The 15,196-nt window shown below is 68.7% G+C and carries 14 protein-coding genes and 1 pseudogene; 12 read left to right on the top strand and 3 right to left on the bottom strand.

Annotated elements, in window-relative coordinates; all coding sequences use genetic code 11:
* Positions 1–9 precede the first annotated feature (9 nt).
* A pseudogene (locus tag BFF77_RS13955) lies at positions 10–387 on the bottom strand (GNAT family N-acetyltransferase); the annotation flags it as partial.
* Positions 388–494: 107 nt separating this feature from the next.
* On the opposite strand from BFF77_RS13955, the gene BFF77_RS13950 reads away from it, so the two are divergent.
* Positions 495–1,781, top strand: coding sequence for a geranylgeranyl reductase family protein (locus tag BFF77_RS13950; protein ID WP_066948595.1), 1,287 nt, complete (start codon positions 495–497; stop codon positions 1,779–1,781).
* 46 nt (positions 1,782–1,827) lie between these two features.
* Here the strand turns inward: BFF77_RS13950 and BFF77_RS13945 are convergent, their stop codons facing one another.
* Positions 1,828–2,376, bottom strand: a complete 549-nt coding sequence (locus tag BFF77_RS13945) for a glycoside hydrolase family 25 protein (protein WP_066948592.1) — start codon at positions 2,374–2,376, stop codon at positions 1,828–1,830.
* Positions 2,377–2,729: 353 nt separating this feature from the next.
* Complete coding sequence (locus tag BFF77_RS13940; RefSeq protein ID WP_066948589.1) at positions 2,730–3,581, bottom strand: C40 family peptidase; 852 nt, start codon at positions 3,579–3,581, stop codon at positions 2,730–2,732.
* A 781-nt stretch (positions 3,582–4,362) separates the two neighbouring features.
* On the opposite strand from BFF77_RS13940, the gene BFF77_RS13935 reads away from it, so the two are divergent.
* The 11 genes from BFF77_RS13935 to nuoK are packed head-to-tail and all read left to right on the top strand — an operon-like array spanning position 4,363 to position 15,183.
* Complete coding sequence (locus tag BFF77_RS13935; protein WP_046505070.1) at positions 4,363–4,722, top strand: NADH-quinone oxidoreductase subunit A; 360 nt, start codon at positions 4,363–4,365, stop codon at positions 4,720–4,722.
* Between the two features lie 19 nt (positions 4,723–4,741).
* Positions 4,742–5,296, top strand: a complete 555-nt coding sequence (locus tag BFF77_RS13930; protein WP_066948586.1) for a NuoB/complex I 20 kDa subunit family protein — start codon at positions 4,742–4,744, stop codon at positions 5,294–5,296.
* On the top strand, positions 5,293–6,015 hold the full coding sequence (locus BFF77_RS13925) for an NADH-quinone oxidoreductase subunit C (protein WP_066948584.1): 723 nt from the start codon (positions 5,293–5,295) through the stop codon (positions 6,013–6,015). The genes BFF77_RS13930 and BFF77_RS13925 overlap by 4 nt, the downstream gene beginning before the upstream one ends.
* The gene (locus tag BFF77_RS13920; protein WP_066948581.1) at positions 6,015–7,349 is read left to right on the top strand and encodes an NADH-quinone oxidoreductase subunit D; all 1,335 of its coding nucleotides are present in this window, start codon (positions 6,015–6,017) and stop codon (positions 7,347–7,349) included. Before BFF77_RS13925 ends, BFF77_RS13920 begins: the two co-directional genes overlap by 1 nt.
* A gap of 35 nt (positions 7,350–7,384) precedes the next feature.
* Positions 7,385–8,200: an NADH-quinone oxidoreductase subunit NuoE gene (gene nuoE / locus BFF77_RS13915; RefSeq protein ID WP_066948607.1), complete on the top strand. Its 816-nt coding sequence runs from the start codon at positions 7,385–7,387 to the stop codon at positions 8,198–8,200.
* A complete protein-coding gene (gene nuoF, locus BFF77_RS13910) occupies positions 8,200–9,555 on the top strand; it encodes an NADH-quinone oxidoreductase subunit NuoF (protein WP_066948578.1) in 1,356 nt (451 codons plus the stop codon). The genes nuoE and nuoF overlap by 1 nt, the downstream gene beginning before the upstream one ends.
* Positions 9,552–12,047, top strand: a complete 2,496-nt coding sequence (locus tag BFF77_RS13905; protein ID WP_066948575.1) for an NADH-quinone oxidoreductase subunit G — start codon at positions 9,552–9,554, stop codon at positions 12,045–12,047. Before nuoF ends, BFF77_RS13905 begins: the two co-directional genes overlap by 4 nt.
* On the top strand, positions 12,044–13,444 hold the full coding sequence (gene nuoH / locus BFF77_RS13900; RefSeq protein ID WP_066948572.1) for an NADH-quinone oxidoreductase subunit NuoH: 1,401 nt from the start codon (positions 12,044–12,046) through the stop codon (positions 13,442–13,444). Before BFF77_RS13905 ends, nuoH begins: the two co-directional genes overlap by 4 nt.
* On the top strand, positions 13,437–14,042 hold the full coding sequence (nuoI, locus tag BFF77_RS13895) for an NADH-quinone oxidoreductase subunit NuoI (RefSeq protein ID WP_066948569.1): 606 nt from the start codon (positions 13,437–13,439) through the stop codon (positions 14,040–14,042). Before nuoH ends, nuoI begins: the two co-directional genes overlap by 8 nt.
* On the top strand, positions 14,039–14,887 hold the full coding sequence (locus BFF77_RS13890; protein WP_066948565.1) for an NADH-quinone oxidoreductase subunit J: 849 nt from the start codon (positions 14,039–14,041) through the stop codon (positions 14,885–14,887). The genes nuoI and BFF77_RS13890 overlap by 4 nt, the downstream gene beginning before the upstream one ends.
* Positions 14,884–15,183, top strand: coding sequence for an NADH-quinone oxidoreductase subunit NuoK (gene nuoK, locus BFF77_RS13885; protein ID WP_066948562.1), 300 nt, complete (start codon positions 14,884–14,886; stop codon positions 15,181–15,183). Before BFF77_RS13890 ends, nuoK begins: the two co-directional genes overlap by 4 nt.
* Positions 15,184–15,196: the final 13 nt, after the last annotated feature.

Raw genomic sequence — 15,196 nt, 5'->3', positions numbered from 1 at the left:
CGGTTACGCGACGCCCGCCGCCCGTACCCGCTCCAGCGTGGCCCGCGCGGCGGCCGTCGCGTAACCGCGGCCCCAGTGCGCCCGGCCGAGGCGCCAGCCGATCTCGATCTCGCCGACCGGCCCGAACGACGCGTGCGGCCAGGGCTGCGCGCCGGTGAAGCCGATCACCTCGCCGTCCTGGTCCAGCAGCGTCCAGAAGCAGAAGCCGCGCTCGGCGTCGTGCCTGCGCTGACGGGCGGTCAACTCCTCGTACACCGAGCGTTCCGCGGGCGTACCGCCGTGGAACTCCATCACCTCGGGATCGTTGAACACCCGGTGCCAGTCGAGCGCGTCCTCGTCGGTGGGGACGCGGAGCCGCACCACGGGGGAGGGGAGCGGCGTGGTCATGTCGGTCACGGGGGCAGCCCTTCAGCGGAGGCGTCGATGCGCCCCCATAGACTGCACATGTCCAGTGCCGTCCGGTACGCAATTTCGAGTCTTCGGGAGAACCCGCCGTGACCGAGCCCCGCTCCGAAAGCACCGCGGATGTGATCGTCGTCGGCGCAGGCCCCGCCGGTTCCACGACCGCGTACTACCTGGCCAAGGCGGGCCTGGACGTACTGCTGCTGGAGAAGACGGCGTTCCCGCGCGAGAAGGTCTGCGGTGACGGGCTCACCCCGCGTGCCACCAAGCAGTTGGTGTCGATGGGCATCGACATCTCCGAGGAGGCGGGCTGGCTGCGCAACAAGGGCCTGCGGATCATCGGCGGCGGTGTACGGCTCCAGCTCGACTGGCCGGATCTGGCCTCCTACCCGGACTACGGACTGGTCCGCAAGCGGGACGACTTTGACGAGCAGCTCGCACGGCAGGCGCAGAAGGCGGGCGCGCGGCTGTACGAGCGCTGCAACGCCGGCGCTCCGATCACCGACGAGCGCACCGGCCGCATCACCGGCGTGCACGCCAAGCTGGGCGAGGAGAAGACACCGGTCACCTTCCACGCGCCGCTCGTCGTCGCGGCCGACGGCAACTCGACGCGGCTGTCGCTCGCGATGGGGCTGCACCGGCGCGAGGACCGGCCGATGGGGGTGGCCGTCCGTACGTACTTCACCTCGCCGCGCCACGACGACGACTACCTGGAGTCCTGGCTGGAGCTCTGGGACCGGCGGGGGCCCGGTGAGGACCGGCTGCTGCCCGGATACGGCTGGATCTTCGGGATGGGCGACGGCACGTCCAATGTCGGTCTCGGCGTCCTCAACACCTCCGACTCGTTCAAGGAGCTGGACTGGCGCGAGGTGCTCAAGGCGTGGTGCGCGTCGATGCCGGAGGACTGGGGCTACACGCCGGAGAACATGACGATGCCCATCCGCGGCGCCGCCCTGCCGATGGCGTTCAACCGCCAGCCGCACTACACCAAGGGCCTGCTGCTGGTGGGCGACGCGGGCGGTCTGGTCAACCCGTTCAACGGCGAGGGCATCGCGTACGCCATGGAATCGGGCCGGATCGCCGCCGACGTGATCGTCCAGGCGCATGCCCGCGCCACGCCCGCCCAGCGCGAACTGGCCCTGCACCACTATCCGAAGGTCCTCAAGGACACCTACGGCGGCTACTACACGCTGGGCCGCGCGTTCGTGAAGCTGATCGGCAACCCGAAGATCATGAAGCTGGCGGCCCAGCGCGGTCTGACGCATCCGCTGCTGATGAAGTTCACGCTGAAGATGCTGGCGAACCTGACGGACCCGACGGGCGGCGACGCGATGGACCGGATCATCAACGGCCTGTCGAAGGTCGCCCCCAAGGCGTGAGCCCCGAGGGCGCGGACATCCGGCGCGGCAGGATCTGGACGAGGGTCTAGCCGTCCGCCCACTTCCGCAGTGCCGCCCGGTCGGCGAACGCTCCCACGTTGGTGTCGACCGGGGTGTCCGTGTACTGGTGGAACCTCCATCTGGCCTTGATCCGGGGCTCTCCGGGCGTCACGTAGTCCGCGATCCACAGCGCGTCGCCCGCGTTGCTGGTGGTGTCCCGGTTGAGCCAGTAGTACTGCCCGCAGTAGAGCCCGACGCGGTGCGTCGCGCCTCGGAGCCGCTTCACCTCGGCGAGGAAGGCGTCCTTCTCGGCGCAGGAGACTCCCTCGTCCTCCCAGTCCGCGAAAAGCGGATCGCCCTCGATGCTCGCGCACTCCTCCACGAAATATCTGGCCTGCGCCTTCATGCTTCCGGGCCGCAGAAAGTGATAGAAGCCCACCACCAGCCCGGCGGCCCGCCCGTGCGCGGCCTGCGCGGTCATCTTCGGATTGATGTACGAGACGCCTTCGGTGGCCTTCACGAAGACGAACGAGAGCCCGTTCGTGCTGAACGTGGAATTCTGGTGCGAGGAAACGTCGATCCCGCGAACGGTCATGTGCGGTACCTCCTGGGGTGGTGCGCTCAAGGCCCTGTCCGGCGGATCCACGTGGACCCGGAACGCCTGGCACGGCACCTCGCCGCGTTGTCGGAGCCGTCCGAGTACGTCCAGTCCGTCGACGACGCCGGTCCTCCGCCTCGCGACGCTCCCCCGTGGCCTGAACGGCACGGGAGGTGCCCCCTTTGCCGGACGCCCCGGGCCGATCCACGAGGATCCGCCGGACATGACCTGGTCTCCTTGGTTCCTACCCAGAAGCGATCGCCCGTGCTGTCACTCGATCGGGGGACAGCGAAGGCCCGCATCCCCCCGAGCGGGGTGCGGGCCCTCGGTAACACCTATCAGGCGGGACGTCAGAGGACGCGGACCGCGCCGCTCGGCGGGTCCCAGTCCAGGGACTTCTGGACCACGCCGGAGCTCGGGTTCTGCGCGCCGATGAACTCGCCGCCGCCGATGTAGATCGCCGTGTGGTACGCGCTGCCCGCACCGCCCCAGTACAGGATGTCGCCCGGCTGGAGGTTGCTCAGGGAGACCTGCGTGCCGGCTGTCGACTGGTCCTGCGAGACGCGCGGGAGGTCGACACCGATCTGCCGGTACGCGGCCTGGACCAGACCGGAGCAGTCCCAGGCGTTGGGGCCCGTGGAGCCCATCACGTACGCGTCACCGAGCTGGGCCTGGGCGAACGCGATGAGCGCGCCCGCGGAGCCGCTCGCCTGCGAGGTGGCCTTGGGAGCGGCGGCCGTACCGGAGCCCGAGTCGCTGCTCGCGGACGTCGGGGCGAGCGTCGTGCGCTCGGAGGTACGGGAGGCGCGTGCCGTCGCCTCGGCCTCGGCGCGGGCGGCGGCCTCGGCCTTCTTCTTCGCCTCGGCCCTCCGGGCCTCCGCCTTGCGCTCCGCCTCGGCCTTGGCCTTCCTGGCGGCCTGGGCGGCCTTGGTGGCCGCGGCGTTCTCCTGGGCGTTCAGCTCAAGGCTGAGAGCGACCCTCTGGGTGGCGTCCGCGGACTGTGCGACGGCGCCTGCGAGCCCGGATGTGAGCGTGGGCATTTCGATGGTCTCGGTCACCGGCTCGGCGGCGTTCGCCGGTCCGGCGGCACCGGCCACCGCGATCGTGCTGAGGACGCCACCGGCGACTCCGGCACGGATGGCGACTTTCGACGCGCCGCGGCGGGGTTTCCGGTGGCTGGGTATGTGAGCGGTGTGGGACATGGGTACACCGGTATCAGCAGGTACCTGGTTCCCGTCAAGCATCGTGTATTGCGACACAGTTACGTCCGGAATATTTGAATCCGCTTAGTTGTCACTCTTATTGACGCCGTACCGGGCAAAACGGGCACGAGTGATCATGGCCTTGATCATGGCCTTTTGAGGAAAGGCCCGAATTGCCCACCGCTTACCATCCCTTCACACTCATGGCCAAGCCCGCTTCTCTCGAAGGTTGAGTGATGTGGTACAGGTCACAGGATGGTCACCGCTCGGCGGCCGGAACGATCACGGAGTCCGGCCGGAGGATTCGCGAGGGTGAATCGAGGGTGAACCGGTGCGTCCCCGGTGCCGCCCCCCCTCGCTCGTGAACGCGTGCACGTGTCCACTTCCGTCCTCGCCTTCCCCTCGCCCGGGTGAGCCCCGGCGCCTTATCACTCCCGGCCGTCCCATTGCCAATTTGCCTGTACGGTGCATCTCTTGGTACAGCGGCACGCCTCCGACCAGCGGGAACGGAGTCGGATGTCACATCTGGTGATGGCCCGGCCGCTTCGCGTATGAAGATCACCGCTCATCCGACTTCATGATCGTTCGTCAGGTGGTGGAGATCACAAAGGTGTTGCCGTACCCCGTGTCGCAGATCACAGACCACCAGGCATAGGATGCGTGGCAGTCGGGCTTGTGAACTGCCTCACATGTACGCGATCTTCGGTGATCGCGGTGGGGCGGCGAGGTGGATGCCCGGTGCGGTCCAACGGTCAAGGACGACTGGAAGGAGCTGAGGAGCGTGAATTCCTACGCGCCGATCCTCGCGCTCGGCGCCCTCGGGGCTGGGTTTGCCATCTTCTCCGTGGTCATGGCCACGCTTATCGGCCCAAAACGGTACAACCGGGCGAAACTTGAGGCGTACGAGTGCGGCATCGAGCCCACGCCCACGCCGGCCGGAGGTGGCCGTTTCCCGATCAAGTACTACCTGACGGCGATGCTCTTCATCGTCTTCGACATCGAGATCGTCTTCCTTTACCCCTGGGCCGTCACCTTCGACGCGCTGGGGATTTTCGGGCTCGTGGAGATGCTGCTCTTCGTGCTCACCGTCTTCGTCGCCTACGCCTATGTATGGCGGCGCGGCGGCCTAGAATGGGACTAAAGGGGCCAAGGGGGCACCAATGGGACTCGAAGAGAAGCTGCCGAGCGGTTTTCTGCTCACCACCGTCGAGCAGGCATCGGGCTGGGTGCGGAAGTCGTCCGTCTTCCCCGCCACCTTCGGCCTCGCCTGCTGCGCGATCGAGATGATGACGACCGGCGCGGGTCGCTACGACCTGGCGCGGTTCGGCATGGAGGTCTTCCGCGGCTCGCCGCGGCAGGCCGATCTGATGATCGTGGCCGGGCGAGTGAGCCAGAAGATGGCGCCCGTGCTGAGGCAGGTCTATGACCAGATGCCCAATCCCAAGTGGGTGATCTCCATGGGGGTTTGTGCGTCATCGGGCGGGATGTTCAATAATTACGCGATTGTCCAGGGTGTTGATCACATCGTCCCTGTCGACATCTATTTGCCCGGCTGCCCGCCGCGCCCCGAGATGCTGATGGACGCCATCCTCAAGCTTCACCAGAAGATCCAGGGCTCCAAGCTCGGGGTCAACGCGGAGGAAGCGGCCCGTGAGGCGGAGGAAGCGGCTCTCAAGGCGCTCCCGACGATCGAGATGAAGGGGCTGCTGCGGTGAGCGACGAGCAGCAATCCGGAAATAACGTTCCGTCCCCCCGGGACGACACCGGTGAGGTCATCGGCGTACGGAAGGGGATGTTCGGCGCCAACAACGGCGGCGACACCTCCGGTTACGGCGGTCTCGTACGGACCGTGACGCTGCCCGGTGCCTCGGCCCGGCCGTACGGCGGTCCCGGCGGTGTCTTCGACGAGATCGCCGACGAGCTCGAGGGCGCGCTGGAGGAGCAGGGGATCGCTCCCGGGAACGCCCTCGTGAAGACGGTCGTCGACCGGGGCGAGATCACCTTCCATGTCGCCCGGGAACACCTCGTACAGGTGGCGCGTACGCTCCGTGACGATCCGGCGCTCCGCTTCGAGCTCTGCACCGGTGTCTCGGGCGTCCACTTCCCCGGTGACAAGGGCCGTGAGCTGCACGCCGTCTACCATCTGCGCTCGCTCACCCACGGCCGGCTGATCCGGCTGGAGGTGTCCGCCCCCGACGCCGATCCGCATGTCCCGTCCCTGGTCGCGGTCTATCCGACCAACGACTGGCACGAGCGTGAGACGTACGACTTCTTCGGCCTGATCTTCGACGGCCACCCCGCGCTGACCCGGATCATGATGCCGGACGACTGGCAGGGCTTCCCGCAGCGCAAGGACTATCCCCTCGGCGGTATCCCCGTCGAGTACAAGGGCGCCCAGATCCCGGCTCCGGACCAGCGGAGGTCGTACTCCTGATGTCTGCTCCTCACGAAACCCCGCACGCCACCGCCCGCGCGACGACCGAGGGCACCGTCTACACCGTCACCGGCGGTGACTGGGACGAGGTCGTCCAGTCCGCCGCCAAGGCGGACGACGAGCGGATCGTCGTCAACATGGGTCCCCAGCACCCGTCCACCCATGGAGTGCTCCGGCTGATTCTGGAGATCGAGGGCGAGACCGTCACCGAGGCCCGCTGCGGCATCGGCTATCTCCACACCGGTATCGAGAAGAACCTCGAATTCCGCAACTGGACGCAGGGCACCACCTTTGTCACGCGGATGGATTATCTGACGTCGTTCTTCAACGAGACGGCGTACTGCCTCGGTGTGGAGAAGCTGCTCGGCATCGAGGACGACATCCCGGACCGTGCCACACTGCTGCGCGTCCTGCTGATGGAGCTGAACCGGCTCTCCTCGCATCTGGTCTGTATCGCCACCGGCGGTATGGAGCTGGGCGCGACGACGATCATGATCTACGGCTTCCGTGATCGTGAACTGATTCTCGATGCCTATGAGCTGATCACCGGACTGCGGATGAACCACGCGTTCATCCGGCCCGGCGGACTCGCCCAGGATCTGCCGCCGGGCGCCGTCGACCATCTGCGCGAGCTGGTCAGGACGCTGCGGAAGAACCTGCCGGAGTACGACAAGCTCGCCACCGGCAACCCGATCTTCAAGGCCCGGATGCAGGACGTCGGCTATCTCGACCTGGCCGGCTGCATGGCGCTGGGCGCCACCGGACCGATCCTCCGCTCCGCCGGGCTCCCGCACGATCTGCGCAGGTCGGACCCGTACTGCGGATACGAGACCTTCGAGTTCGACGTTCCGACGGCCGACTCGTGCGACTCCTACGGCCGCTTCCTGATCCGGCTGGAGGAGATGCGCCAGTCGCTCCGCATCGTCGAGCAGTGCCTGGACCGGCTGGAGCCGGGACCGGTGATGGTCGCCGACAAGAAGATCGCCTGGCCCGCCCAGCTCGCGCTCGGCCCCGACGGTCTGGGCAACTCGCTGGACCACATCAAGAACATCATGGGCACGTCCATGGAGGCTCTGATCCATCACTTCAAGCTGGTGACGGAGGGCTTCCGGGTGCCGCCGGGACAGGCGTACGCGGCTGTCGAGTCGCCCAAGGGCGAGCTGGGCGCGCATGTCGTCTCCGACGGAGGCACACGTCCCTACCGGGTCCACTTCCGCGACCCGTCCTTCACCAATCTCCAGGCCATGGCGGCCATGTGCGAGGGCGGCCAGGTCGCCGATGTCATCGTCGCCGTCGCGTCCATCGACCCCGTGATGGGAGGCGTCGACCGGTGACCGCCACACCGCCCAACTCCGAGGTCAGCCTGGGCATGCCCCAGCTCCCCGCGCCCGACTACCCGGCCGACGTACGGGCCAGGCTCGAAGCGGACGCCAAGGAGATCATCGCCCGCTACCCCGGGGCACGCTCCGCACTGCTCCCCCTGCTGCACCTGGTGCAGTCGGAGGAGGGCTATGTGTCCCGTACGGGCATGGCCTTCTGCGCCGAGCTGCTCGAACTCACCACCGCCGAGGTCACCGCCGTCGCGACCTTCTACTCGATGTACCGGCGCAAGCCGGGCGGCGACTACCAGGTCGGCGTCTGTACGAACACGCTCTGCGCGGTGATGGGCGGCGACGCCATCTTCGACGAGCTGAAGGAGCACCTCGGCGTCGGCAACGACGAGACGACCGAGGACGGCAAGGTCACGCTCGAACACATCGAGTGCAACGCGGCCTGCGACTTCGCTCCCGTGGTGATGGTCAACTGGGAGTTCTTCGACAACCAGACGCCCGACAGCGCCAAGCGGCTCGTCGACGATCTCCGCGGCGGCCGTCCCGTCGAGCCCACCCGGGGCGCGCCGCTGTGCACGTACAAGGAGACCGCGCGCATCCTCGCCGGCTTCCCCGACGAGCGCCCGGGCGCCGTCGGCGCCACGGGCGGCGCCGGTCCCGCCTCGCTGATCGGTCTGCGGCTGGCCAAGGGTGAGGCGCCCGCGCCTCGGGTGGTGCGCCCGCGTGACTCCGGGGCACCGCACGACGCACCGCAGCCGGGCTCGCAGCACCTCAGTTCGCACGACGCACCACAGCAGACGTCGGCCTCCGACCCTGCCGGCCCGGCCGGACCCGAAGCTGAGGAGGGGGAGTGATGACCATGACAGCCGAGCTGGACGAGAACGGGACGAGTCCCGAGAAGCTCCTCGCACCCGTCCTGTCCGCCTTCTGGGACCAGCCGGAATCCTGGACCCTGGCGACCTATGAGCGGCACGACGGATACGAAGGGCTCAAGAAGGCCTTCGCGATGGCGCCGGACGATCTCATCGCGTACGTCAAGGAATCCGGGCTGCGCGGACGCGGCGGCGCGGGCTTCCCCACCGGAATGAAGTGGCAGTTCATTCCGCAGGGCGACGGCAAGCCGCACTATCTCGTCGTCAACGCGGACGAGTCGGAACCGGGCACCTGCAAGGACATCCCCCTTCTCTTCGCCAATCCGCACTCCCTCATCGAGGGCATCGTGATCGCCTGCTACGCGATCCGCTCGCAGCACGCCTTCATCTATCTGCGCGGCGAGGTCGTGCCCGTACTGCGCAGGCTGCACGAAGCGGTCCGCGAGGCCTACGCGGCGGGCTATCTCGGCAAGAACATCCTGGGCAGCGGACTCGATCTCGATGTCACCGTGCACGCGGGCGCGGGCGCGTACATCTGCGGCGAGGAGACCGCGCTGCTCGACTCGCTGGAGGGCCGTCGCGGCCAGCCCAGGCTCCGTCCCCCCTTCCCGGCGGTCGCGGGTCTGTACGCGTGCCCCACTGTGGTGAACAACGTCGAGTCCATCGCGTCGGTTCCCGCGATCCTGCACCGGGGCAAGGACTGGTTCAGGTCCATGGGCAGCGAGAAGTCCCCGGGCTTCACGCTCTACTCGCTCAGCGGGCATGTCACCAACCCCGGCCAGTACGAGGGCCCCCTCGGCCTCACCCTGCGCCAGCTCCTCGACATGGGCGGCGGTATCCGCAAGGGCCACCGGCTCAAGTTCTGGACGCCCGGCGGCTCCTCGACACCGATGTTCACCGACGAGCACCTCGATGTCCCGCTGGACTACGAGGGCGTGGGCGCCGCGGGCTCCATGCTCGGCACGAAGGCACTCCAGTGCTTCGACGAGACCACCTGTGTCGTACGGGCCGTCACCCGCTGGACCGAGTTCTACGCGCACGAGTCCTGCGGCAAGTGCACACCGTGCCGTGAAGGCACCTACTGGCTGGTCCAGTTGCTGCGCGACATCGAGGCCGGCAAGGGACAGATGTCCGATCTCGACAAGCTGGGCGACATCGCCGACAACATCAACGGCAAGTCGTTCTGCGCGCTCGGCGACGGCGCCGCCGCCCCGATCTTCTCCTCGCTCAAGTACTTCCGCGAGGAGTACGAGCAGCACATCACCGGCAAGGGCTGCCCCCTCGACCCGTCCAGGTCGACCGCCTGGGCCGACAACCACCTGGAGGTGAACGCATGACCGTCACCACGTCGGCCGCCGGCTCCGGGAGCGGTGAGGCCCCGGTCCCGCCCGAGGACCTCGTCTCGCTGACCATCGACGGCATCGAGATCTCCGTCCCCAAGGGGACCCTGGTGATCCGCGCCGCCGAGCTGCTCGGCATCGAGATCCCGCGCTTCTGCGACCATCCGCTGCTCGATCCGGCCGGTGCCTGCCGGCAGTGCATCGTCGAGGTCGAGGGCCAGCGCAAGCCCATGGCGTCCTGCACCATCACCTGCACCGACGGGATGGTGGTCAAGTCGCAGCTCACCTCGCCGGTCGCCGAGAAGGCCCAGCGCGGAGTGATGGAGCTGCTGCTCATCAACCACCCGCTGGACTGCCCGGTCTGCGACAAGGGCGGCGAGTGCCCGCTCCAGAACCAGGCGATGCAGGTCGGCGACCCGGACACCCGCTTCGAGGGCAGGAAGCGCACCTTCGAGAAGCCCGTCCCGATCTCCACCCAGGTGCTGCTCGACCGTGAGCGGTGTGTGCTCTGCGCCCGCTGCACGCGGTTCTCCAACGAGATCGCGGGCGACCCGATGATCGAGCTGCTGGAGCGTGGCGCGCTCCAGCAGGTCGGCACCGGCGAGGGCGACCCGTTCGAGTCGTACTTCTCCGGCAACACCATCCAGATCTGTCCGGTCGGCGCGCTGACCTCGGCTGCGTACCGCTTCCGCTCCCGCCCGTTCGACCTGGTGTCCTCGCCGAGCGTCTGCGAGCACTGCGCGGGCGGCTGCGCGACCCGTACCGACCACCGGCGCGGCAAGGTCATGCGGCGGCTGGCGGCGAACGACCCCGAGGTCAATGAGGAGTGGGTCTGCGACAAGGGACGGTTCGGCTTCCGATACGCGCAGAAGCCCGACCGGCTCACCACTCCGCTCGTACGGAACGAGGACGGCGTCCTCGAACCGGCGAGCTGGCCCGAGGCGCTGGCGGCGGCGGCCCGCGGTCTGGGCGCGGCCCGCGGCCGGGCCGGTGTGCTGGCGGGCGGCCGGCTCACCGTCGAGGACTCCTACGCGTACGCCAAGTTCGCCCGGGTCGTCCTCGACACCAATGACATCGACTTCCGCGCGCGCGTGCACAGCACCGAGGAGGCCGACTTCCTCGCCGCCCATGTCGCCGGACGCGGCCGGGACCTGGACGGCACGGGCCTGACCTACACCACGCTGGAGAAGGCCCCGACGGTTCTGCTCGTGGGCTTCGAGTCCGAGGAGGAGGCGCCCGGCGTCTTCCTGCGGCTGCGGAAGGCGCGGCGCAAGCGCGGTCAGCGCACCTTCTCGCTCGCCACCCACGCCACCCGGGGTCTGGAGAAGGCCGGAGGCATCCTGCTGCCGGCCGCCCCGGGTACCGAGACCGAGTGGCTGGACGCGCTCACCTCCGCGACGGGACTGGACGGGGACGGGGCACGCGCCGCCGAGGCGCTGCGCGTCCCCGGCGCGGTGATCATCGTCGGCGAGCGGCTGGCCGCGGTCCCCGGCGGACTCACCGCCGCGGCGCGGGCCGCCACCGCGACCGGCGCCCGGCTGGTGTGGATCCCCCGGCGGGCCGGCGAGCGCGGCGCGATCGAGGCGGGCGCGCTCCCGACGCTGCTGCCCGGCGGCCGGCCCGCCGTCGATCCGCGGGCCCGTGAGGAGACCGCGGCGGTCTGGGGCGTACGCGAACTGCCGCACCGCTACGGCCGTGACACCGGCCGGATCGTCGAGGCCGCAGCCACCGGCGAGCTGGGCGCCCTGCTCGTCGCGGGCGTCGAGGTCGCGGACCTGCCCGATCCGGCGGCCGCGCTGGCCGCGCTGGACTCGGTCGGCTTCCTGGTCTCGCTGGAGCTGCGGCCCAGCGAGGTCACCGAGCGGGCGGACGTGGTCTTCCCGGTCGCCGCCGTCGCGGAGAAGCCGGGCACCTTCCTCAACTGGGAGGGCCGGGCGCGGACCTTCGAGGCCTCGCTCAAGCCCGAACAGATGACCCGGCGCCTCGCACCGAGCGACGCGCGGGTGCTGCACATGCTCGCCGACGCGATGGACGCGCATCTCGCGCTGCCGGACCTGAGGGCCGTACGCGCGGAACTCGACCGGCTCTCCGGCTGGGACGGGGAGCGCGCCGACGAGCCGCTGGAGTCGTCCCGTCCGGTGCCGCGTCCCGGCGACGGCGAGGCGGTCCTCGCGGGCCACCGTCTGCTGCTCGACCAGGGCAGGCTCCAGGAGGGCGACGAGGCGCTGGCGGGTACTCGCCATGCCGCGGTCGCCCGGCTCTCCGCCACGACGGCCGCCGAGACAGGCGTCAAGGACGGCGACGAACTGGCCGTCACCGGGCCCGTGGGCACGGTCACTCTGCCGCTGCTGGTGACGGAGATGCCCGACCGGGTCGTGTGGCTGCCGCTGAACTCCACGGGCGGCGGTGTTCTCGCGGACACCGGGTCACGCCCCGGCACGCTGGTCCGTATCGGCCCGGCCAACCCGGCACCGGAGGTGCGCGCATGACCGCCCTCGCCCACTTCGTGACGGCTCCGCAGACGGTCCTCGCCGCCGAGGACCTGTCGATGTTCGGCCGCGACCCATGGTGGCTGGTGGCCGTCAAGGCCGTCTTCTGCTTCGCGTTCCTGATGGTGACCGTGCTCTTCTCCATCGTGTGGGAGCGCAAGGTCGTCGCCTGGATGCAGCTGCGGATCGGGCCCAACCGGCACGGTCCCTGGGGCATGCTCCAGTCGCTCGCCGACGGCATCAAGCTGATGCTCAAGGAAGACGTGATCGTCAAGCGCGCGGACAAGGTCGTCTATGTCCTCGCACCGATCATCGCCGCGGTGCCGGCCTTCATGGCGATCGCCGTGATCCCGTTCGGTCCGGCCGGCAACGAGGTCTCGATCTTCGGCCAGCGCACCACGATGCAGCTCACCGACCTGCCGATCGCGATGCTCTACGTCCTCGCCGTCGCCTCGGTCGGGATCTACGGCATCGTCCTCGCGGGCTGGTCGTCGGGCTCGACGTATCCGCTGCTCGGCGGTCTGCGCTCCTGCGCGCAGATGATCTCCTACGAGATCGCCATGGGCGCCGCGTTCGCCTCGGTCTTCCTCTACTCGGGCTCGATGTCGACCTCGGCGATCGTCGAGGCGCAGGCCGACCGCTGGTACATCGTCCTGCTGCCGGTCTCCTTCATCATCTACATCGTCACGATGGTGGGCGAGACCAACCGCGCGCCCTTCGACATGCCGGAGTCCGAGGGCGACCTCGTCGGCGGTTTCAACACCGAGTACTCGTCGATCAAGTTCGCGATGTTCATGCTCGCCGAGTACGTCAACATGGTCACCGTCTCGGCCGTCGCGACCACCCTCTTCCTCGGCGGCTGGCGCGCACCGTGGCCGATCTCCACGTTCTGGGAGGGCGCGAACCACGGCTGGTGGCCGATGCTCTGGTTCGTCGTCAAGGTGCAGCTTCTGCTCTTCTTCTTCATCTGGCTGCGCGGCACGCTGCCCCGCGTCCGCTACGACCAGCTCATGAAGCTCGGCTGGAAGGTCCTGATCCCGGTCTCGGTGGTCTGGCTGATGCTCGTGGCGACCGTACGCGCGCTGCGGAACGAGAACTACGACTTCCAGTCGATCCTGCTGTACGTCGGCGGAGCGGTCATCGCGCTGCTGCTGCTCTCCTTCGTCGTGGACATCTTCCGCGACAAGCAGGACAGGGCCGCGGCGGCGAGGGAGCCCGAGCCACCGGCCTTCGACCCGATGGCGGGCGGATTCCCCGTACCGCCACTGCCCGGACAGACGCTGCCGCCCGTACCGCGCAGGCGGCCGAGGCGGGAGCGGGAGCTGATTGTCAGTGGTGGGGCCAATACTGTGAGTGACGGAACCGAGAGTGACGGAAAGGAGGCTGACGGTGTCTGATTCTTCGCACGGGGACATCCCCCGTCCTCCCCGGAATCCGGTGGCCGGCTTCGGCGTGACCTTCAAGGCCATGTTCAAGAAGCGGCTGACCGAGCAGTATCCGGAACAGCAGAAGGTGACGGCTCCGCGCTTCCACGGCCGGCACCAGCTCAACCGGCATCCGGACGGCCTGGAGAAGTGCATCGGCTGCGAGCTGTGCGCCTGGGCCTGCCCGGCGGACGCGATCTATGTGGAGGGCGCGGACAACACCGAGGAGGAGCGCTACTCCCCGGGCGAGCGGTACGGCCGCGTCTACCAGATCAACTACGCGCGCTGCATCCTCTGCGGTCTGTGCATCGAGGCGTGCCCCACCCGGGCGCTCACGATGACCAATGACTTCGAGCTGGCCGACAGCTCCCGCGAGAACCTGATCTATACGAAGGAGCAGCTCCTCGCGGGGCTCGAGGAAGGCATGGTCGAGTCACCGCACTCGATCTTCCCCGGCACGGACGAGCAGGACTACTACCGCGGTCTGGTCACCGAGGCCGCGCCCGGCACGGTCCGGCAGGTCGCGGTGAGCAAGGGCGAGACTCCGTCCGGCGAGGGGGCCGGCGCATGAGCACGCTCGCCGCCTCCGCCGGCTCGCTGACGTCCGTCGCCGCCGCGGCCTCCACCACCTCGACCGGTGAGGCCGTGCAGTTCTGGGTCCTCGGCACCGTCGCGGTGATCGGCGCGCTCTCGACGATCCTGATGAAGAAGGCCGTGCACAGCGCGCTGAGTCTGGCCGCGACGATGATCGTCCTGGCGGTCTTCTACCTGGCCAACGGGGCGTACTTCCTCGGCGTCGTCCAGATCATCGTCTACACCGGCGCGATCATGATGCTGTTCCTCTTCGTGGTCATGCTGGTCGGTGTCACCGCCGCCGACTCCCTCAAGGAGACGCTCAAGGGCCAGCGCTGGCTGGCCGCCCTCTGCGGGCTCGGCTTCGGTGTGCTGCTGATCGCGGGAATCGGCAATGCCTCGCTGGACTCCTTCACGGGACTCGGCCAGGCCAACGCCGGCGGCAATGTCGAAGGACTGGCCGCCCTGCTCTTCACCAAGTACGTCTTCGCCTTCGAGATCACCGGCGCGCTGCTGATCACCGCGTCCGTCGGCGCGATGCTGCTGACGCACCGGGAGCGCACCGAGCGGGCCAAGACGCAGCGGGAGATGGCCGAGGAGCGGGTGCGCAAGGGCACACAGCTTCCGCCGCTGCCCGCGCCCGGTGTCTACGCCCGGCACAACGCGGTGGACATCGCCGGTCTGCTGCCGGACGGCACGGCCTCCGAGCTGACGGTCAACAAGACGCTGAAGGCACGCGGCCAGATCCGCGACGTGTCGAACGAGGCGATCGCGGACCTGAAGGCGCTGGAGCGGAGCTCCGCGGAGCGGCTCGGCCGGGACGAGGAAGAGGTCAACTCATGAACCCGGTGTACTACCTCTATCTCGCCTCCCTGCTGTTCACCATCGGCGCCGCCGGTGTGCTGATCCGGCGGAACGCGATCGTGGTCTTCATGTGCGTCGAGCTCATGCTCAACGCCTGCAATCTCGCGTTCGTGACCTTCTCCCGGATGCACGGCAATCTCGACGGCCAGATCATCGCCTTCTTCACCATGGTCGTCGCCGCCGCGGAGGTCGTGGTCGGACTGGCGATCATCGTGTCCGTGTTCCGTTCCCGCCACTCGGCCTCGGTCGACGACGCCAGTCTGATGAAGCTCTGAGGGGTCGCTGAAT

Source organism: Streptomyces lushanensis, assembly GCF_001700515.1.
Taxonomy (GTDB): Bacteria; Actinomycetota; Actinomycetes; order Streptomycetales; family Streptomycetaceae; genus Streptomyces; species Streptomyces lushanensis.
This window is presented reverse-complemented; position numbering and strand designations above follow the sequence as displayed.

Excerpts from the sequence above, each read along its gene's own strand:
- nuoK (WP_066948562.1), top strand. The coding sequence starts at position 14,884 with ATGAACCCGGTGTACTACCTCTATCTCGCCTCCCTGCTGTTCACCATC.
- nuoH (WP_066948572.1), top strand. The coding sequence starts at position 12,044 with ATGACCGCCCTCGCCCACTTCGTGACGGCTCCGCAGACGGTCCTCGCC.
- BFF77_RS13920 (WP_066948581.1), top strand. The coding sequence starts at position 6,015 with ATGTCTGCTCCTCACGAAACCCCGCACGCCACCGCCCGCGCGACGACC.
- BFF77_RS13890 (WP_066948565.1), top strand. The coding sequence starts at position 14,039 with ATGAGCACGCTCGCCGCCTCCGCCGGCTCGCTGACGTCCGTCGCCGCC.
- BFF77_RS13930 (WP_066948586.1), top strand. The coding sequence starts at position 4,742 with ATGGGACTCGAAGAGAAGCTGCCGAGCGGTTTTCTGCTCACCACCGTC.
- nuoE (WP_066948607.1), top strand. The coding sequence starts at position 7,385 with ATGCCCCAGCTCCCCGCGCCCGACTACCCGGCCGACGTACGGGCCAGG.
- BFF77_RS13945 (WP_066948592.1), bottom strand. The coding sequence starts at position 2,376 with ATGACCGTTCGCGGGATCGACGTTTCCTCGCACCAGAATTCCACGTTC.
- BFF77_RS13940 (WP_066948589.1), bottom strand. The coding sequence starts at position 3,581 with ATGTCCCACACCGCTCACATACCCAGCCACCGGAAACCCCGCCGCGGC.
- nuoF (WP_066948578.1), top strand. The coding sequence starts at position 8,200 with ATGACCATGACAGCCGAGCTGGACGAGAACGGGACGAGTCCCGAGAAG.
- BFF77_RS13905 (WP_066948575.1), top strand. The coding sequence starts at position 9,552 with ATGACCGTCACCACGTCGGCCGCCGGCTCCGGGAGCGGTGAGGCCCCG.